The 20,051-nt window shown below is 54.1% G+C and carries 17 protein-coding genes; 8 read left to right on the top strand and 9 right to left on the bottom strand.

Annotated elements, in window-relative coordinates:
• Positions 1 to 10 precede the first annotated feature (10 nt).
• The 8 genes from ACR0EV_RS17895 (at position 11) to ACR0EV_RS17860 (ending at position 9,771) form a co-directional block, all read left to right on the top strand.
• Entirely contained in the window at positions 11 to 1,198 is a 1,188-nt protein-coding gene (locus ACR0EV_RS17895) for an FAD-dependent monooxygenase (RefSeq protein WP_480801346.1), read from the top strand.
• Between the two features lie 33 nt (positions 1,199 to 1,231).
• Positions 1,232 to 2,278, top strand: a complete 1,047-nt coding sequence (gtdA, locus tag ACR0EV_RS17890; protein WP_480801345.1) for a gentisate 1,2-dioxygenase — start codon at positions 1,232 to 1,234, stop codon at positions 2,276 to 2,278.
• Between the two features lie 8 nt (positions 2,279 to 2,286).
• The gene (locus ACR0EV_RS17885) at positions 2,287 to 2,985 is read left to right on the top strand and encodes a fumarylacetoacetate hydrolase family protein (RefSeq protein ID WP_480801344.1); all 699 of its coding nucleotides are present in this window, start codon (positions 2,287 to 2,289) and stop codon (positions 2,983 to 2,985) included.
• Positions 2,985 to 3,629: a maleylacetoacetate isomerase gene (maiA, locus tag ACR0EV_RS17880; protein WP_480801343.1), complete on the top strand. Its 645-nt coding sequence runs from the start codon at positions 2,985 to 2,987 to the stop codon at positions 3,627 to 3,629. Before ACR0EV_RS17885 ends, maiA begins: the two co-directional genes overlap by 1 nt.
• Before the next feature lie 1,537 nt (positions 3,630 to 5,166).
• A complete protein-coding gene (locus ACR0EV_RS17875; protein WP_480801342.1) occupies positions 5,167 to 6,564 on the top strand; it encodes an aminotransferase in 1,398 nt (465 codons plus the stop codon).
• Entirely contained in the window at positions 6,557 to 7,345 is a 789-nt protein-coding gene (locus ACR0EV_RS17870) for an SDR family NAD(P)-dependent oxidoreductase (RefSeq protein WP_480801341.1), read from the top strand. The genes ACR0EV_RS17875 and ACR0EV_RS17870 overlap by 8 nt, the downstream gene beginning before the upstream one ends.
• 10 nt (positions 7,346 to 7,355) lie before the next feature.
• Complete coding sequence (locus ACR0EV_RS17865) at positions 7,356 to 8,954, top strand: N,N-dimethylformamidase beta subunit family domain-containing protein (RefSeq protein ID WP_480801340.1); 1,599 nt, start codon at positions 7,356 to 7,358, stop codon at positions 8,952 to 8,954.
• Positions 8,955 to 8,967: 13 nt separating this feature from the next.
• Positions 8,968 to 9,771: an SDR family NAD(P)-dependent oxidoreductase gene (locus tag ACR0EV_RS17860; protein WP_480801339.1), complete on the top strand. Its 804-nt coding sequence runs from the start codon at positions 8,968 to 8,970 to the stop codon at positions 9,769 to 9,771.
• A 10-nt stretch (positions 9,772 to 9,781) separates the two neighbouring features.
• Here ACR0EV_RS17860 and ACR0EV_RS17855 read toward each other — a convergent pair whose 3' ends face one another.
• The 9 genes from ACR0EV_RS17855 to ACR0EV_RS17815 form a co-directional block, all read right to left on the bottom strand.
• Positions 9,782 to 11,704, bottom strand: a complete 1,923-nt coding sequence (locus tag ACR0EV_RS17855) for a TRAP transporter permease (protein ID WP_480801338.1) — start codon at positions 11,702 to 11,704, stop codon at positions 9,782 to 9,784.
• Between the two features lie 23 nt (positions 11,705 to 11,727).
• Positions 11,728 to 12,690, bottom strand: coding sequence for a TAXI family TRAP transporter solute-binding subunit (locus ACR0EV_RS17850; protein WP_480801337.1), 963 nt, complete (start codon positions 12,688 to 12,690; stop codon positions 11,728 to 11,730).
• Positions 12,691 to 12,892: 202 nt separating this feature from the next.
• Positions 12,893 to 13,693: a crotonase/enoyl-CoA hydratase family protein gene (locus tag ACR0EV_RS17845; RefSeq protein WP_480801336.1), complete on the bottom strand. Its 801-nt coding sequence runs from the start codon at positions 13,691 to 13,693 to the stop codon at positions 12,893 to 12,895.
• Positions 13,690 to 14,352, bottom strand: coding sequence for a dimethylsulfonioproprionate lyase family protein (locus ACR0EV_RS17840; RefSeq protein WP_480801335.1), 663 nt, complete (start codon positions 14,350 to 14,352; stop codon positions 13,690 to 13,692). The genes ACR0EV_RS17845 and ACR0EV_RS17840 overlap by 4 nt, the downstream gene beginning before the upstream one ends.
• A 1-nt stretch (position 14,353) precedes the next feature.
• A complete protein-coding gene (locus ACR0EV_RS17835; RefSeq protein WP_480801334.1) occupies positions 14,354 to 14,977 on the bottom strand; it encodes a dimethylsulfonioproprionate lyase family protein in 624 nt (207 codons plus the stop codon).
• Positions 14,974 to 16,623 (bottom strand): ABC transporter ATP-binding protein, encoded by a 1,650-nt coding sequence (locus tag ACR0EV_RS17830; RefSeq protein WP_480801333.1) that lies wholly within the window; start codon positions 16,621 to 16,623, stop codon positions 14,974 to 14,976. The genes ACR0EV_RS17835 and ACR0EV_RS17830 overlap by 4 nt, the downstream gene beginning before the upstream one ends.
• 4 nt (positions 16,624 to 16,627) lie before the next feature.
• Positions 16,628 to 17,458, bottom strand: a complete 831-nt coding sequence (locus ACR0EV_RS17825) for an ABC transporter permease (RefSeq protein ID WP_480801332.1) — start codon at positions 17,456 to 17,458, stop codon at positions 16,628 to 16,630.
• 5 nt (positions 17,459 to 17,463) lie between these two features.
• Complete coding sequence (locus ACR0EV_RS17820; protein ID WP_480801331.1) at positions 17,464 to 18,417, bottom strand: ABC transporter permease; 954 nt, start codon at positions 18,415 to 18,417, stop codon at positions 17,464 to 17,466.
• Between the two features lie 64 nt (positions 18,418 to 18,481).
• Complete coding sequence (locus ACR0EV_RS17815; RefSeq protein ID WP_480801330.1) at positions 18,482 to 20,047, bottom strand: ABC transporter substrate-binding protein; 1,566 nt, start codon at positions 20,045 to 20,047, stop codon at positions 18,482 to 18,484.
• Positions 20,048 to 20,051 lie beyond the last annotated feature (4 nt).

The following is a 20,051-nucleotide window of genomic DNA, read 5'->3' as shown; positions in this document are numbered from 1 at the left end:
GAGGTCTCCCGTGAACAAAGACAAAAAAATCCTTATCGCAGGAGCTGGCCTTGGCGGACTTGCAGCTGCAGCAAGCCTATTGCAAGCGGGCTACGACGTTGATGTCTACGAGCAGGCGCCTGCGCTTGGTGAAGTGGGAGCAGGTATTCAGGTCAGCGCCAATGCGACAAAGGTGCTGCGTAACATCGGTGTATTAGACAAACTGGCAAAAGTGGCGGTGCACCCGCTACGCACCGAATTCCGCCTACACGACAACGCCGAAGTCGTCTCTACCATCCAGTTGGGCGACGCGCACGAAAAGAAATTTGGCGCGCCCTACTATCACGTCTATCGCCCAGACATCCACGAGATTCTCGCCAACCGAGTGCGTGAACTCAAACCAGACGCGATTCACCTCAATGCCGCGGTCAGCGGCTACGAGGAGCACGACGAACAGGTCATACTTCGATTGGCAGGCGACAAAAGCGTCCGCGGCGACATGTTGGTTGGGGCAGACGGCATCAAGTCCGTGATACGTGCGCAAATGCATGGCGCAGAGCCTGCGAATTTTACCGGTAACGTGGCTTGGCGCGTCATGGTTCCGGCAGAGCGTCTCCCCGAAAATTTCATGGAGAAGATCTTTGTCAACTGGATGGGTCCCCAGAAACACATGGTGGTCTATTGGGTGCACAAGGGCGAATACCTGAACTTTGTAGGCTGCGTAGAAAAACCTGATTGGACGCAGGAAGGCTGGACAATCCAAGCCCCGTGGGAAGACTTGAAGGCAGATTTTGCCGGTTTCCACAAAGATGTTCAGACCATGATCGACCTGGCCGATCGCGACAAGTGTTATTGCTGGGCGTTGAACAATCGCCCCAAGTTGCCGTTCTGGTCGACCAATCGTGTGACTTTGCTTGGCGACGCGGCGCACCCCACCCTTCCTTACATGGCGCAGGGTGCCGTGATGGCGATCGAAGACGGCGCTGTGTTGGCGCGCGCGTTAGAAGAGTTCGATCCGTTGCCGAAGGCACTGAAAGTCTATGAGAACGCTCGTCTGGAGCGAACCGCCCGAATCGTGAACGAATCAACTGAGCACGCAAAGTTGTTCCACTTCGACACCCATGAAGAGTTCCGCGAAGCATTCTCTAAGAAAGACCCCGCCGCCGATCGGGCCACGTGGTTATACAACTATGACCCGCTGACCGTCGGGCTGGCCTGACTCCGGTACGATAGCACATGAAAGGTCTGACCTATGTCTTTTGAAAAACCCGCAGATACCCCAGAGCGTGAAGCTTTTCTGAAGGCGATAGAGCCCGAGGGTATCTCCGCACTGTGGGCGGTAATGGGAAATATCATTACCCCCGAACCCAAGTCCAAATGCCAACCTGGTATTTGGCACTTCGACCCGATCAAGGATCGTCTTCTTGAGGCATCCAAGATCATCACCGCGAAAGAAGCAGAGCGCCGTGTGTTGATCCTTGAGAACCCCGGCATGCGCGGGGAAAGTAAGATCACTACTTCGCTCTATGCTGGCATCCAACTCGTGACCCCTGGCGAAGTTGCACCGGCGCACCGCCATAGCCAATCTGCTTTGCGGCTGGTACTTGACAGCCAGGGTGGTCAAACCATCGTCAATGGCGAACAGACCGAAATGCGCAACGGCGACTTTGTCATCACTCCGCACTGGGAGTGGCACGACCACAAGAACTCTTCTGACAACCCGATCTTTTGGCTCGATGTGCTAGACGTCCCAATCGTGCAGTTCTTTGACGCTTCTTTTGCAGAAGGCATGGGCGACGATCAGCAGAAAATCGACAAACCCGAAGGCGACAGTAATGCGCGCTATGGCACCAACATGTTGCCTGTCGGTTATGAACGCTCGACGCCAGCGTCGCCGATCTTCAACTACCCATACGACCGCTCGCGTGAAGCCCTGGAGCAGATGCGCAAGCTTGAGGAATGGGACCCCTACCAAGGCTTGAAGATGCGCTACATAAACCCGGTTAATGGCGACTGGGCGATGCCGACAATCGGCACTTGCCTGCAGTTGCTGCCAAAGGACTTCATTACTTTGCCCTACCGATCAACTGATGCCACGGGCTTTACCGTGCTTGAAGGCAAAGGTCGATCGCACATTAACGGTCGGACGTTTGAATGGTCAGAGCGTGATACTTTTGTTGTGCCATCTTGGCACGAAGTTGTACATGAGCCGGACGAAGACGCTGTTTTCTTTGCCTTTTCCGACAGACCCGTGCAAGAAAAATTGGGTCTGTTCCGCGAGCATCGCGGTAACAAGTGAGCATCTCCATGTCAGACTACGTATTCCCACCCTACCCGCAAGCTTCCGTTGCAGTAAAAAACAGCGATTCCCGTTTCCCAGTTCGCCGCATCTTTTGCGTCGGTCGAAATTATGCCGCACACGCGCGTGAAATGGGCAAAGACCCGGATCGTGATCCACCGTTCTTCTTTACAAAACCAGCAGACGCCGTGGTCGAGACCGGCGAAACTGTGGCTTACCCGCCCGGCACCAGCGACTTTCACTACGAAATCGAGTTAGTGGTCTATATCGGCAAAGCAGGCAAGAATATTAGGCAGGAAGACGTTTACAATCACCTTTGGGGCGCCAGCGTCGGCATCGACCTTACCCGCCGTGACCTGCAGCTGGATGCACGAGACAAGGGCCGGCCTTGGGACTTTGGCAAGGCATTCGATCGCTCGGCTCCGCTCAACCCGATTACGCCGATGGCGGAGGTGGCATCGCTTGAAAAGGGTCGCATCTGGCTGGCAGTCAACGACGTGGTCAAGCAGGACGCCGATCTGGCGGACCTAATCTGGTCCGTAAAAGAGCACGTCTCGATCCTGTCGCATTCCATCAGCCTTGAGGCCGGTGACATCATTATGACCGGCACGCCAGCAGGTGTTGGCCCAGTTGTGGCCGGTGACGTGATCACCGGCGGAATCGACGGCCTTGGCGTAATCCGAACCCCTATCGGAGAGTCCGTATAATGAGCCTTCGGCTGCACAATTTCTTCCGGTCCTCGACCTCTTTCAGGGTGAGGGCCGCATTGAACCTCAAAGGGCTAGATTACGAGTACGTTTCATATGCCCTTCGTAAGGGAGAACATCAGAGCGATAACTATCTAGGTTTGAACCCGCAAGGATTAGTGCCGACACTGGAAACCGATGATGGCGTTTTCAGCCAATCTCTTGCAATCATAGAATGGCTGGATGAAACCCACCCCCGGCCTGCACTTTTGCCATCAGACGCAGCCGGTCGCGCGCGTGTGCGCACTTTGGCGCACATGATCGCATTGGATGTGCATCCGATCAACAACCTTCGGGTGCTTTTCTATCTACGTGACCATTTCGGAGCGGATGACGAGGCTCAGGCAAACTGGTTTCGACATTGGGCGGAGATCTGTTTCACCGCATTGGAAAAAAGGCTCGCTACAGAAGTTGAAACGGGTAAGTTCTGCCATGGAGACACGCCCGGTCTGGCCGATCTTTGCCTTGCCGGACAAGTGATTAACAACCGGCGCTTCGACGTTCCTCTTGCACCCTACCCGACCATATCGCGAATCTTCGAGGCAAGCATGGCTATTGACGCTTTCGAAAGAGCTACGCCAGACAACCAACCGGATGCGGTCTAGGCCAACTACGGTCAGCACAACTCCGGGCTCATCCCTTGTCCATTCTGTGATTGTTTGAAGATTTCGGCAACGCTTAGGGCGCGGTTAAGAAGGTTCTGTATCACTTTGAGCAAGCACTTGCGAAGCAACTCGGGTCTCGTGAAATTCGGCATTCGCAAAAAGACTGTGGATGACTTTAATCACTTCATCGATGGTGATGACGCTTTAGAAATCGGGTTTGGAATCTCGAAAGTCGCCCAAGAAGGCAGGCTCACGCCCAGCTTCCGCGAAAATGTAAACTGGTTTTTGTACTGGTTTTTTTAGTGCTTGTTTTGGGCAGCGCGATTAAATGGTCAGCTATTGAGCCGCGCCCGAAGTTTCTGGCAGCTTCACGGTCAAAGCAGTTCTCACCATTTTAACATTCTAATAAATGCCTATTGTTGTTGCTATGGTCGATTGTGCAACTGTGGCGTTTCGAAACAAGGTTTCGATCATGAGTAACGCCAACTGCCGCCCATCACTAGCCTTGGAGACTCATTCAAGAGCGATCCAACAATGTCCGTCGCGTTCGGGCCAATCATCTAGCAGGCGTCTAGGCCTCAAGCATGCTGGCATTGCCAGATTTAGTTGTGTTAGCGACCCAGATATACAGCAAGGAGGTTGACCATTGTAACGTACACCCAAGTGTTACACCAGAAACCGGGCCGTAGATAGCCAGTATCGCTTCGTATCTTTGGCCTGCTTGACGCTTTAATCTAAGACGGTGTCGAAAAGGCTTCAAGCTATGCGTTCTAAACGATAGGCCAACCTAATCTCTGGTGTTCGTACGTGTTTAGAGTCCGGGCAACCAATGCTTCCTTAGACAGGTGGCAAGCGCACGCTTTCGCACTGCCATGCGTATTGTCGAAGAACGCAGCTTCGTCGATTGAACTACATCTTACAACCTCCTATTTGAGCAACCTGCCAACAGCTTCTAGATAACTACCTCGCGGACAAGATTTCAGATTTGCCAAAAAATGTGAGCACGGTGTTTGTCGGGGACAGACAGTTCTGTTTTGAAGATTGAATTGAACTCATTGAGCTTTCTATGAAGATGCAGACGCCTGCACTGGGCTAGACTTGCTATTTTGGGTTTGCAAAAACCCTGAATGAAGGCCTCCATAGATGAGATTTGTTTGACAGGCTTGGATTTGGCGATGAGCATTTTCCGGGTGGCCAAGCGGGTAAAGAATGTCGCGCCAATCTTATGCGAAAGCGTCGCAGTGTTAAGGCGCCGGAGTTCTTTGCGAATAGACCGTGTTGCGTTGGTACGAAGGAGGCCTGCGCGAGTGCGCATTGCTAAGGTCGAGAGATTGGCCGATTGAGCAATGACGTCAGGGTTATGCCCTCAGCCTGCGCAATCCATTCATGGAACCATACCGGAGTGTTGTCTCAGAGCAAAAAATGTTGAACAAAAATGATAGTACTGTAAGCTACCCCTGCATATGCGCATCGAGAAAAATTTCCGTTTTTGATCGAATTATCCCTCCTTACTAATGCGCATCTAGTGGGGCAACGTATGGTCATATCAAAACCCAACTCTATTGTGGCACTGGACCTTGCTCACAACGTGCATGGATTCTCAGATCTCGCCGCCGTCGATGAAAACACGCTGACTGTCATCGAGAAAGGAGAAGGCGTTTATGTGATTGATAGTGGCGGAAATCGTTACATAGATTGCACGGCCGGAATGTTCTCAACCGCTCTTGGTTTCAGCGAAAAAGAACTTGCTGACGCTGCATATCAACAACTGCTTCGCCTTCCAACATATCACTCTTTATTCGAAACCACCACAGCGCCGGCTGCGCGACTGAGCGACAAGATTGCTGAAATTACACCAGAAAAACTGAACAGAGTGTTCTTAGTAAACTCAGGATCGGAAGCTAACGACACGATTATTCGCTTGATTTGGTACAGGAACAACGCGTTGGGTCTTTCCGAAAAGAAAAAGATAATTTCCCGTTGCGGAAGCTATCACGGGAATACTGTCGCCTCGTCGAGCCTTACTGGAATGGAGCGGATGCACAAGGGGTTTGACGTGCCGATTGAACGCTTCTTAAAAGTCGATGGGCCACATATGTTTCGAGCCATGCGAGCCGCTGAATCCGAAAAGCAGTACACAGCGCGTCTTCTGAGGCAACTCGAGAATACAATTCTGGACGAAGGGCCGGAAACAATCGCGGCAATGTTCATCGATCCTATTTCCGCGTCTGGCGGAATGCAGATGTCGCCGGAAGGTTACTTCGATGGCCTTCAGGTTATTCTAAAAAAGTACAACATTCTATTGGTGGTTGATGAGGTAATCTCGGGCTTTGGACGTACTGGAAACTTGTTTGCTTGCGAAACATTTGGGCTCAGGCCCGATTTGATGTCGATGGCGAAAGGACTTTGCTCGGCTTATCTTCCGATCGCAGCGATCGCGATGACGGATGAGTTCTTCGACGGTGTCGTTGAACAAGCATCGCAAATCGGAATGTTTCTGCAAGCTTTCACCACTTCTGGCCATCCGACTGCTTCGGCAGTCGCATTGCGGAACATCGAACTCATTGAAGAACGGTATTTGATTGATCATGTCCGGTGTGTTTCGCCGGTATTTCAAAACGGCTTGTCTGAATTGAAGACACACGCTCTTGTTGGTGATGCACACGGGATCGGCCTTGCCGGTGCTGTGGAGCTTGTCGCAAGTAAGGCCGACATGACGCCATTCGAGCCCGAAACACTGCGCGAGCTAAGGCCACTATTGCGACGTTTCGGGCACCGCCATGGAATTATTCCACGGGGCATGGCCGACATTCAGAGCTTCGCCCCACCCTTGATCATAAAGGAGGATGAGATCACCAAGATGTTTGCCGGATTCCGTTCGGCTTTGGACGATCTAGCGGACCATATACAGTCTGAAGGCGTCCTCGATGCTTGACATGTTTGATCTCGAAGGGCGTGTCGCGCTGGTAACCGGTGCTTCGAGTGGATTGGGACTGTCAATCTCGGAGATTCTCTCGGCAGCTGGGGCTACCGTTGTTATGTCAGCCACTAATGAGGAGCGTTTATCAAACGCGGTCGAACACGTTAATGGCCTTGGCAGAGCAACTGCTTGTGCACGCCGGATCGACGTTGGTGATCGCGCGGGAATCCGGTCGGCGGTTGCCGAAATTCATGGTGCGTTCGGGCATATCGATATCTTGGTGGCGAACGCAGGAATTTCCGCAGGCCCCGGATATAACACGGAAATTGGACAGTTGGATGCGGTGAAGGATGCCACTTGGGATCGGGTACTCGACGTGAACTTAACCGGCGTTTTTGGTTCCATAGCCGCTGTCGCTCCCGCGATGAAATCTCAGCGTTCTGGCCGCATCCTGGTCGTTTCTTCGGTAGCTGGTATTCGGTCAGAAGAGCTCGTGGGATATGCCTACGCGGCAAGTAAGGCCGCTGTTGTTAACTTGGTTCGGCAAGCGGCTATGGAACTCGCCCAGTATAATGTTCTGGTCAACGCCATTGCGCCGGGTCCGTTTCTGACAAATATCGCAGGCGGCAGGTTGCACGATCCGGATGTCGAATCAACCTTCGCTGAAAAAGTTCCGCTTGGGCGGATCGCCCAGCCAGAAGAAATCAAGGGGTTGGCGCTATTGCTTTGTTCTGATGCGTCCAGTTTTGTCACCGGTGAATGCATCGCTATCGATGGCGGCATTCTGGCCCGTTGAAAGAGAGTTCATGAAAATACCTCCGGCCGAAAGGCATCTTCACTCTGTTGCACTCTGGCGAGACGACATGATTGCCGAGCAGACTGTATGGTGCGCAGTGCAGGGCTATGCGGTACCGCAAGCGGTTCGTCAAGGCGAAAAAGTTGGGATTTGCGTTTCCTCCCGAACTCCGCGTTTTGGTATGCGCGTAGTTCGCGACAGCGCCGAGGAAGAGATTGTTTTGGAGCGTGAAATTGACGGCGCTGTCGAGCATGTTGTTCCCGAAGACACTGCCGCCCGTGGCTGTGCTTGGCCCATTACCGTTGAGTTGGAGACAGCAGATCTGAGGCCAGGTTTTTATCTTGTCAATATGGTTCCGCCCGGTCGCGAGAATGATGAGAACCAATGGGGGCACGCATTTTTTGTTGTGAAACCGCGCTTAGCAGATCGCGCTTCAATTTTGCTCAAACTGTCAACCAACACTTACAATGCATACAATCATTGGGGCGGTCCGAGTTTGTATGACCTGGGTACATGCGTCGCCTATGATAGACCGCTCATTCGTGGAATGTTGCGCCGGTATGGCGAAGCTGCGCGCTTGCGCGCCGGAGTAGCGCCGGACGTCGGCTACACCGGTGATCCGAATATGCGCGACTATTACAGGTACATTTTGGCGCACGAGTATTCTCTGCGGGCACCCTTGGCGGGCTGGTTCAACTGGGAACGCACGTTCTTTGCATGGGCAGAGAAACGCGATTACGCTGTTGATCTATGTCTCGATAACGATGCGGCTTTGCCCGGTGAACTAGAGGGCTACGACCTTGTCTTATCCGTCGGCCACGATGAATACTGGACAATGCAAGCGCGCGACACGCTTTCGGATTGGGTTACAGCAGGTGGCAATCTGGCAGTGTTCAGTGGGAACACCGCTTACTGGCACGTTCGGATCGAGGACGAAGCCATGGTCTGCCACAAATATGGGGCTGAAGAAACCGATCCCGTGGTCGGCACCGACCGGCAACATCTGCTAACTGGGCCGTTTTCGCACCGATGGCTGGGAAAGCCGGAGAACGCCTTGATCGGCGCGGGATCGACAGGTGGACTGTACGCTCGGTTCGGCGGAGGAGTTCCTCATGGGAGCGGAGCATTTGATGTTTGCCGTCCAGATCACTGGGCCTTTGAAGGCACTGACTTACGATACGGCGACCAGTTCGGAGGTACCGCAGCGATTGTCAGCTTCGAAGTCAACGGTACCCGCTATCAATTCACCGAGGGTGGATTGCCTGTACCGACAGGCGAGTTCGGAACGCCAGGCAACTTCGAAATCATTGCCACCTCGCCTGCAATTCTCTGGTCAAGTGATCCGAAGTATTCAGACTATTCCGAGATCTTGGCTCCGCCACCTGAAGCCCCTGGTGACGCTGAAGCGGTTGCACAAGCGGCGTACGGTTCGCGCGACACAGAGCTGGTAGCTCGTCTACGTCGCGGGGCGGCTACCATGGGTTCGATGACGCTAGGACGTGGCGAGGTCTTTTCCGGTTCGACAACGGACTGGGCTCACGGCCTTGGCGTTGACCCGATGGTTGATCGAGTTACCCGCAATGTGCTCAACCGCTTTACGTTAGAATAAGTTAGAGGACAGAATGAAGATTATACCAGGGCAAACGGCATTTATCACCGGAGCTGCATCCGGTATCGGCCTTGAGATCTCGCGTCTTTTATCGCGGCGCGGGCTCATTGTTGCGATGGCAGACAAGAACCGAGCGACCCTTGAACAAAGTGTACAAACTGTCGTAGATAGCGGAGGTCGCGCGGAACTCGTTGAACTCGATGTCGCTGATGCGGATCAGTACCGCGTGGCTGCGAAAGACTTCGTAAACCGATACGGCGGGCCTGATCTGCTATTCAACAATGCAGGACTGCTCGGTCCACGTGGTCATGTACAGGATCTGAAGTCAGGGCAATGGCGACAGCTGTTCGACATCAATTTTTTTGGCATCATACACGGTCTTGAATACTTCCTGTCAGCGATGATCGAGCGCGGTGCACCTGCGCATGTCGTCAATACGGCATCAATTGCGGGACATAGAAAGTTCAAGGCGCTACTTCCGGTTGCGACATACGCCACTTCGAAATACGCGGTCGTCGGGTTGTCGGAGACGCTCCAGCATGATCTTGCGAATACGGATATAGGTGTTTCAGTTCTTTGCCCCGGTGTAGTTGGAACCAACATATTTTCTGATGAACCAGTCTCCACAACCGGCATCAAAGTGGTACAGAATGCTGGCGAAAGGGTCATGAGCGCCGAGGAGGCTGCGGAAATTGCGGTTAAAGGCATCGAATCCGGGCGCTTCTACATTTTCACTCACCCTGAAACGCAGGCACAAGTTCAGGCACGTCACGAGAGTATCCTTGCGGATTTCGAAGCCCTGGGAACGAAAGGCTAGTGTAGCTTGGCTATCTAGATCTCGTAGTCAATTGCGACGCGAGAACGACGGCAACGAGGAGCCCGCCAGCCACATGTACCAAAAGCGACCACGTGGTTGCTTCAACGGGAAGCATTAACAGGCCACCACCGCATACCGATGTCACACGCCACACTGCTCCAAGGTTTACCAAAGCGTGTCCAATGAAGCCTGCCGACACGAAGAGCACTCCGGTTACCGTCGACAAGATCGCGGCAATGGCGATCAAAATGGAGCCTTCCTGGAGTAGGAGTGCTGGTGTGAACACAAATAGAAAAGGCACAACATATGCGGTCCAACTGGACCGCATAGCGACCCATCCGGTCTTCATCGGTGGCGCCTTGGCGAGATTCGCCGCAAAGAACGCAGCGATTGCAACAGGCGGCGTGACAAAGGACATCATGCCGAGGTAAAGGATGAACATGTGCGCAGCCAAAGGGGGAATCCCCACTTCGACAAGGCTCGGTGCGACAAGAATGGCCAGAAGAACGTAGACCCCCAGCGTCGGCATTCCCATGCCGAGCACAATGCAGAGCACCGCAGAGATCAGCAACAGCAGGATCAGATTCCCTGCGCCGACTTTCACCAAGAAGAGCGTCAGAGCAAAACCAAGCCCGGTGATCTGCAAGATGCCCATGATAAAACCCGCTGCGGCCGCGATCATGATAATATCCGCTGACGACCGACCGGTTTGCACAACACAGGCCCAGATCTGTTGCGGTGTCAATCGGCTTCCGGCGTAGCCTACAGCGAAACCTACGAACATGACGGCCACACAAGCGAGCATTGCAGCATTTTCGGGCTCCCTGTGCAGCCAGAAGAGCGCATAGATCAGGATCGCGAACGGTGTCAGAAACAACCAGCCTCGCGCGAGAACATTCAGTGCCCGCGGTAGGTCTGTTCTGGCAACACCTAAAATACCCCGTTTTGCAGCGATCAGATCGACCTGAATGAAGAGCGAGATATAGTAGAGGAGCGACGGCACAAGCGCCGCGATTGCGACCTCTGCGTAGCTTATCTGCAGGAAGTCGGCCATCAGGAAGGCGACAGCACCCATCACTGGCGGCATGAGTTGCCCCCCATTTGAACTGCTGGCCTCGATCGCTGCGGCCTCCTCGGGTGCAAACCCGGACTTCTTCATCAACGGGATCGTGATGACACCTGTGGAGAGGATATTCGAGACGACGATCCCGTTGATTGACCCAAAAAGCGAGGAAGCCAGCACCGAAATCTTTGCCGAACCGCCCCGGAAGCGACCCATCACGGCAAGTGAAATATCGTTAAAAAACTGTGCTCCGCCTGATGCTGAAAGCAGTTGGCCAAAAAATACAAATGGGATGACAACAGTTACACCCACAAGCAGAACGATCCCAAACAGCCCGCTCGTGTCAACGCCTAGATAAAGAACCATTTGATTAATCTGGATCTCACGGGTCTGCAAATCGCCTTCGATAAGATGACCAACCATCGCGTAACCGAAGAACACGCCGACAACCACCACAAGCGACAATCCTGCGGTTCGGCGCAATCCCTCGACTACTGCAATGAACATGAGCCAGCTAACCGCCAGCCCATCGAGTGGCATTTCAAAAAAGCGGTTCACGATTCTCGGATAGTAGATTGCCAAGTATACAGCAGCCGACAGGCTAATAACCGCAAGAGCAATATCGTACCAGCGCGGCAACGACTTCTCGACGTTGCGACGAGCTGGGTATGTAAGAAAGACGATTGCGAGCGCCAGTCCCAATACCAGTGCCAAAAATTGCTCGGTCAGGAAGTCCCAACCGACGATTCGAAAAAATCCCGACCCCCATGCAATTCCGGCAAGTGCAATGCCGGCCCCGAGGCTAGACACGATTAGGCGGGGTGCGCCAGTGCGCAGCCCGCCAGACTCAACAGCTGTGTTCTCGGTCATGTTCAATCGATCCCGTTGAACGGCTATTCCTGCCAGATGCCAGCTTCTTTGTAGAAGGCGATCGCACCAGGGTGGTACTCAAGCCGGGGCTGCGGGTTTGCCATGCCTTGTGGATTCATTCCATTAAAGGTCGGGTGCCCGGCAACAAGCGCTGCCTTGTTCTCGTGAAGCGCTTTTGCAACGGATTTGACGACTTCATCGTCTGTGTCCTTGTTTGCCAAAAGTATGATGTAATATGTCATCAGCGTTGTTGGCCCGTCGATTCCGGCGTAATTCGGGGCCGGTTCGACTTCTTCAAGCGTGTATTCCGGGCGGAATGACGCCATTGCCTTCTGGGCTGCTTCGTCGTCGGGCAGATCGAGGAACCGAAGGCCGATCGCCGCGTCGATTTCGGCGACTTTGGGCGCTCCGACCGCAAAGAAGGTGGCATCCAGCCTGCCGGCCTTAAAATCGTCAGCCGCGCGGATCAGGTTGAGGGTGCTGACGCCGTCAACATCGTCAAGGCTGAGGCCTGCTGTCGAAAGCAACGCGTTTGAAAGAACGATCCCTTCTTTAAGGCCCTGCCACCCGGTCGGGTAGCGCTTGCCTTCCAAATCAGCGACAGTTTGAATGTCGGAATCTTTTCGCACCATCAAACCGATCCGGATCGGGCTCATCGCCGCGACAACGCGAAGGTTTTCCATCGCTTTGCCCTCGTGTTCGGCCACGCCCATTACGGCGTCACCCGCGCCGTCGTTCGAAGCGTATGCAAACTCGGTCTGGCCGACGTTGGCGGATGCCATGGTCGCCGCTGCGTCATTGTAGGTCACGACCCGCATCTGTAGGTCGGTGTGCTCCTGAACGACTTTTGCAACTGTTTGAGCTTGAATGTTTAAGAGCGCGCCCGGTGGAAGCGTGGAAATCGAGACCGTGTCGGCCTGGGCTGCGAAGGAGCCAGCGATCAACGAAATCGAAAGTACCCCGGCGAGAGGTTTCAGGAATTTCATGAGTGTTCCTCGTCTTTTGTTGCCGCCTATCAACGCGTCCGATGCACTTTCGGTGAAGGTCTGGCGAGTGAATGTGCCGTAATCCTACTGTTTGGTGTGGCTGAGAAGTAGAAAAATGTACTACATTGTGTCATAAGGATCGCTTATGGCTTGTGGCTCTATGCAGGGAAACGGGCAGCGTTCTTCGCGACCCGGCCCATCTTCAAGCGCCGGTGAACACTGCTGGGCGTTTCTCAAGCAAAGCATCCACCGCCTCTTCATGGTCTTTGGTCTGGTGGCAAGCGCCTTGATAGGCAGCCGCGAGCTCAAGCACCGCATCAAGACGGGTATTCAGCCCTTCGCGGAGAAGCCTTTTCGCCAAGCGCAATTGCCTTGGTGGATTGTACGCAATTCGTTTTGCAAGTTTTTGCGCTTCTGGCAAAAGCTCTTCTGGCTCGACTACTTTCGAGACCAAACCCCAGTCCAGGGCCGTGGCAGCATCCACCGGTTCGCCAGTAAAGGTCATCTCGGCGGCGCGTGACAACCCGATCTGACGAGGTAGCAGCCAAGCCCCACCATCGCCCGAGATCAGGCCAACCCGAACAAAATTCTCGGCAAAGATCGCCCGTGTCGAGGCGATGCGGATGTCACAAAGACATGTCGTGTCACAACCTGCTCCGTAAGACGGTCCATTCACGGCTGCAATCAGCGGCACTTCGCATTCCCACATCGCTTTGGCGACTTGTTGAATGCCACCGCGATACCCATCCTTGGCCTCAAGCGCGTCGCCGCCGAAAATGGAGACCTTATCTTTCATGTGTTTCAGGTTGCCGCCTGAAGAAAAGGCCTTACCGGCCCCGGTCACAATGGCGCATCGAACAGAAAGATCGGTATTGATCCGTCTCATTGCATCAACAATCGCACTGGCGAGATCCGGATCGGTCAAGGCGTTGCGAGTTTCGGGCATATTGAAGGTCAGGGTCACGACGTGGCCCTCTTGCTCGTAAAGTAGTTTGTCGGTCATGGACTGGTCCTTGTTTGGGGCTTTAAAATTGTTGCGGACTTGCGGTTTTGGTCCCACTGGATTGACCCACGATCCCCGTCTTCGATCCAGGCAGCCACTGCCAGCATAGGATAGTGGCCGGTTCGCATTTCATGCATTTGCCAACTGTCATGAAAGATCAGGTCTCCGGCCTGCACCTCAAACCAGTCGCCGTTATCAAGCCGCCACTGGGTTCCCGGTGTTAAAAGCATATAGATCTCGCGCGCCGCGTGGTTGTGACCGGGGTAGAGCACGTTGGGGCCCATAAGCATCACACCGGTTCGCGGTGCGGCCCAGGTCAAGTCCGTGTCGGGCCCAGCCAGGCTTGCATAAGCGTACCCATCCAGAAACGCGCGCGAACAGTTGGTTTCATCGTAGCTGGCATTCTGCGTCCATTTGAAATGTGGGGCCGAGGCTGCGATGGCCGCGGTCAAAGCGGCAAGCTTGTTTGCCAAAGCCAGATCCACCGCGGGTTCCCAGTGCTGCAAAACCGGAAAGTCGTCGGAACAACGCGCTTCGTTTGGGCGGCGCGCGGTCTCAATAATGTCGGGCATCGGAACATGATTTCCGGCGGTTATGTCCTTGGTTGCCTCGACTTCCTGCCAGATACGCCTGACCAAGGGTTCCATATCAAATGTCATATCAGTTTCCTTCAACTGACCGGGTTGTCATCATTTCCGACTTTTCCACAGTGCCCACGTTCCACGCGAAACCGACAAGCAATGGTTCACTTTGATCAGTGCGCATACCATGAGTTTGCCACGGAGGGTTGTGAACAACGCTGCCTGCGGGTTTGGGCTGCCAATCGGCGTCGCCAATTTTCCAGGACGTAGTCCCGGAAAGCACGACATAAACCTCTTCGGCCGCGTGCCGATGGACCGGATATTCGACGTCTGGACCCAGCAACAGAAAGCCTGCAAGCATCGATTTGCTTTCCGTCGGAGTATCCGGAGCAACCAACAAGACCCAACCATAACGTTCCAGAAAGGCACGACCCATTTCGTCAGCTGAATAAGTCTGCTGCCAGCGCAGCCCGTTTGCGGCTTTGGTAAGTCCTCGCACCAAATCGACATTAGGCTTAGGTGCATTTTCTAGGGCCTGAACCAGCCTTTTTGTGACGGGAAGGTCAAAGGGTTCAGGAAGCTTTTTTGTCTTCGGCGTCTCGGGCCATCCGGAAGTGATCCCATGGGCTGCAAATTGATCTGTCTGACCAAAAGCCGCACGTAAACCGTTTGTTAGCGCGGTGATATCTTGGACGCTGATCAACGTGCCACCTGGCTTGCTGCTTTTCGTTCCTGCAACACCTGGTCCAACCAATCCGGATCCATCTGTGGAACAGACGACAACAGCAATTCAGTGTAGGGATCGTGCGGTGGTTGAAAGACCTGAGCTTTGGGACCGGCTTCGACGACACGCCCAGATTTCATCACCACAACTTCATCTGCTATGGCCCGGACAGTGGCCAAGTCGTGGGTGATGAACATATATGCCAGGTCAAGCTCGGATTGCAGGCGATCCAGTAGGCGCAGGATTCCTTCCGCCACCAGTTGGTCCAGAGCCGAGGTAACTTCGTCGCAGATGACCAAAGTCGGCTGGGCGGCGAGCGCGCGGGCGATACCAATGCGCTGTTTTTGGCCACCGGAAAGTTCAGAGGGGCGGCGGTCGATGTATTGGTCTGGCTCCAATTCAATCAGCGCCAACAACTCGCGTACGCGGTTTTCCTTCGCCTTGCCTTTCAACCCGGTGTAGAATTCAACCGGCCAGCCTATGATTTCACGGATTTTCTGCTTGGGATTCAGTGCCGTATCAGCCATCTGATAAATCATCTGCACCGCCCGTAGCTGGTCCTTGCTGCGGTCTTTGTAACTTCGCGGCAATGGCACGCCATCCAGGCTTACCGTGCCTGAAAAGGGCGGCAACAGACCTGTCAAAACACGTGCTGTCGTGGACTTTCCGGAACCGGACTCCCCGACCACTGCCACCGTCTGACGTCGATGTATATCGAAGGATACGCCTTCAAGGACGGCCTCTTTTGCATAACCTGCCGTAACATCATTAATCGATGCCAGCGGCTTTGCGTCTGATGGCACGGATTTGGCTTCGCGTTGGAATGACCTCACCGCCCAAAGAGATTTGGTATATTCCTGCTGCGGGGCTTCCAGCATGCTCCGGGTTTCGGCCTCTTCAACCTCCCGACCGTGGCGCAGAACTTTGGTACGGTCTGCCATCTGGGCCACTACCGCCAGGTCATGCGTGATGTACAAAGCCGCAGTGTTGAACTGATCGACGATATCGCGGATTGCCGACAGAACACTGATCTGCGTTGTTACATCCAAGGCGGTGGTTGGTTCGTCGAAAACAATCAAATCCGGGCGGCATGACATGGCCATTGCGGTCATTGCCCTTTGAAGCTGACCACCCGAAACTTGGTGCGGATACCTGAAACCAATCTCTTCTGGGTTGGGCAACCGCATTCGGCGGTACAAGTCTATGGCGTCTTTCTCAGCTTGCTCGCGGGGCATCACACCGTGAAACACCGGTCCTTCGCTAAACTGATCGATCAGCCTGTGTGCCGGATTGAACGACGCGGCTGCCGATTGCGCTACATATGCAATCTGGTTGCCACGCAGAGATCGACGCGCTGAATCTGTCATCAGCAGCAGGTTTTTCCCGTCGAAATTTACACTGCCACCACTGATCCGGCACCCGTCGCGGGCAAAGCCCATTGCCGCCAATCCGATCGTAGACTTTCCTGCTCCGGATTCCCCGATGAGGCCCATCACCTCACCCCGGTGCAGTTTCAGGTCAACGCCCCTGACTATTTCTTTCGGCCCGTCCTCAGTTTTTGCTTCGATCCTCAGCCCTTGGATGTCCAGTAGCACTTCATCGGTAATATGGGGTTCGTGAGCCATATCTTCAGTCCTTCAAGCCGCTGGAACGATGCAACATCCAGTCCACTACAAAGTTGACGCCAATCGTCAGCAAAGCGATGGCTGCCGCCGGAATAAGGGGTGTAATGTCCCCGAATGAAATCAGGCTGGCGTTGTCACGAACCATCGAGCCCCAATCAGCGGTCGGTGGCTGGATCCCGAGACCCAGAAATGACAATGCTGAAATCGCAAGAAACACAAAACAGAACCGCAACCCGAATTCGGCCGCCAAAGGGGCTGCTGCGTTGGGAAGAATTTCGCGTGATATCAGACGCCCTACCCCATCACCTCGAAGTTTTGCGGCCTCGATGTAGTCCATCACTACGATGTTGAGCGAAACCGCACGCGCTAGGCGGAACACGCGCGTTGAATCCACCAACGCTATGATAAGGACCAAATTTACAATCGAAGTCCCGAATACCGTTAGAAGAAGCAGCTTGAAGATCAATGAGGGGATAGCCATCAATGTATCCACCAGCCGTCCTAAAAGTTGATCGACCCACCCCCCTTTGAGGGCTGCCAGGATACCCACAGTTGTTCCAACAAGGAACGCGAGTATGGTGGTCAGAAACGCGATCCCCACCGTGTTGCGGGCACCGTAGATGATCCGCGACAGCATATCCCGACCCAGATTGTCGGTGCCAAGCAGGTAATCGGAACTCCACGGCATGAATTCCGCGTCCACGATCTCTTGCTCGCCGTAAGGCGCAAGCAGGGGCGCAGTTAAAGCGGCGATGGCATAGAGGAAGATGACAACCATTCCAAAGACCGCCGAAGGGGGTGCGGTCCGTATGGTTTTTTGGGCGGCAAGGATCATTTGGCTTACCTCGCATGGATCAGACGGGGGTTCGACAGGGTCGACAGCACGTCCGCAAGCAGATTGAGCAGAATAAAGGCGCTGGCGAAAATCAGGCTTGCGGCCTGTACGACAATCACATCCCGCTTTGAGACGGAGTCGACTAACAACTGACCAAGCCCGGGATACACGAACACAACCTCGACGACGACAACCCCTGTCACAAGATAGGCGAGGTTCAGGGCTACGACGTTGATGATCGGGGCCAATGCATTGGGCAAGGCGTGGCGCAGGATTATACGTTTGCGCGACATTCCCTTGAGGTCGGCCATCTCAATATACGGGGAAGCCAGCAGATTGATGATGGCCGCTCGGGTCATCCGCATCATATGCGCCGTGATCACCAGTGTCAGGGTGAGCGCGGGCAAGAACGTTACATAGAGTTTGGTCAGCAGCGGGGTCGAGGCTGTAACGTCGGCCATCGATGGAAACCAACCAGACTGCGAGAGAAGAAAGATAAGAATATAGGCCAAAAAAAACTCGGGCATCGAAACCGAGGACAATGCCATCAAATTTGCCAGACGGTCGAAGATCGAATTTCTGTAAAGCGCCGCCAACAGACCCAGAGACACGGCAAGCGGTACTGAAATTGCTGCGGCATAGATGGCCAGAAAAAGAGTGTTCCCGAGGCGTGACAGGATCAACTCCGAGACATCCCGACCGCTTGCCAGAGAGGTTCCAAAATCACCGGTCAGAATCCCACCGGCCCATTCGAAATAGCGTGTGATCGCCGGGCGATCCAAACCCAATTCCTGGCGGAAGGCTTCGACGGATTCCTGCGTTGCAGATTGCCCAAGAATTTCCTGCGCAATATCGCCAGGAAGCATTTCAATCGAAACGAAAATGATCACCGAGACGGCAAAGAGTGTCACAAAACCCATTGCCAAACGTTTCAATATCATGAGCCGGAGATTGGTCATGAGATGCCCCTATCAGATCGGAGGTTTTGCCCCAGTGGCCGCGGGCCACGCGGGGCAAAACCCTTTAGCCGTTGATCCACCAGCGTTCGATTGAACGACCGCCATCCAATTCCCAGGCGCCCGACATAGTTTCCGGATGTCCGATCTTGGTGCTCGCCGCAAAGACATTGTCAGCAAACAACGGAACGATTGACCCACCTTCGTCACGCACCATTGCCTGCATGTCGTGGTACATCTCGGCCCGTTTGCCTTGATCCAATTCTACCCGTGCTGCACCCAGCAGCTTGTCGAACGCGTCGTTGTGCCAAGCGCTTTCGTTCCACTTTGCCGAGCTGGAGTACCCGGTCGAGAACATGATGTCTGCCGTCGGTCGTGCGCCCCAATAGCTGGCGACAAAGGGCTTTTTCATCCAGATGTTCGAAAAGTAGCCATCGGCCGGCTCACGGGAAACCTCAAGGTTAACGCCAGCCTGCGCCAGGTTTTCCTTGTAGACTGTCACGCCATCCACGGCCCCGGGGTACAGGCCATCAGAGACATGCAAGGAAAGATCCAAGCCGTCCAACCCAGCTTCTTTGAGGTGGAATTTCGCCTTCTCCGGATCGTACGCTGTCTGTTCCAGATCACTGGCGTGAAACTGCATGCTGGGCGCGATCGGATGATCGTTGCCGATGCTGCCATAGCCGCGCAATATCTTCTTGAGCAATGCTTCGCGGTCCAGCCCATATTTCAGCGCTTTCCGAAGATGGATGTTGTCATATGGCGCAAGCGTGGTGTTCATCGCGTACACGTAATGTAGACCGCCTGAGGTGTTCAGAACGGAAACATCATTTCTGCGTTTCAGCAGTTGCACAGTCTTCAAGTCAACCTGGTCAATGATGTCCACGCCGGCAGTCATCAAAGCGTTCTGACGCGAAGTTGGATCGGACATCGAAATGATCTCGGCGCTGTCGAAAAATGCTCGATCATCGCGCCAATAGTTGGGGTTACGTTCAACTGATGCACGTACGCCGGGCTCGAATTCTTTGAGAATGTAACCGCCGGTGCCGTTGCCAGACATATCCAACCCGCCGTCCTTTTCAGGCAGGATCATCAGGCGGTAGTCAGTGAACACCACCGGGAAATCGGCGTTGCCCGAGCTGAGTTCGAAGCGGACCGTATGGTCGTCCTCGCGGACGATTTCATTGATGATACTCAGCAACGGCTTCATGCCTGACTTGCTGTCTTCGCCCATGTGGTGACGTATTGAAGCAATCACATCATCCGAAGTTAACGGCTTTCCGTCATGGAACGTGATGCCTGAACGTAGTTTGAAAACCCAGGCTTTCGCCTCGTTTGATCCTTCATAGGTTTCAAGAAGTTCCGGTTGAAAAACGTTGTTGCCATCGATCTCGACCAATGTGTTGTATAGACCATAGCCCATCGTCCGCATGAACGTATTGCCAAAGGTCGCAGGATCGAGGGTGTCCGAGGTCGAACCACCCCGAACACCGTAACGTACATGTCCGCCACGCTTGGGTTCCTGAGCATATGCCCGAGGTATACCCAATGCCATCAGTGCCCCAGCGCCAACCATGGAGGTCAACATAGAGCGACGGTTAATTGAAGAAGTCGATATGCTTTCCGATTTCATTTCT

It is taken from the genome of Ruegeria sp. CF8, from assembly GCF_056537285.1.
The sequence above is the reverse complement of the archived record's forward strand: the minus strand, read 5'-3'. Positions and strand labels throughout refer to the sequence as shown.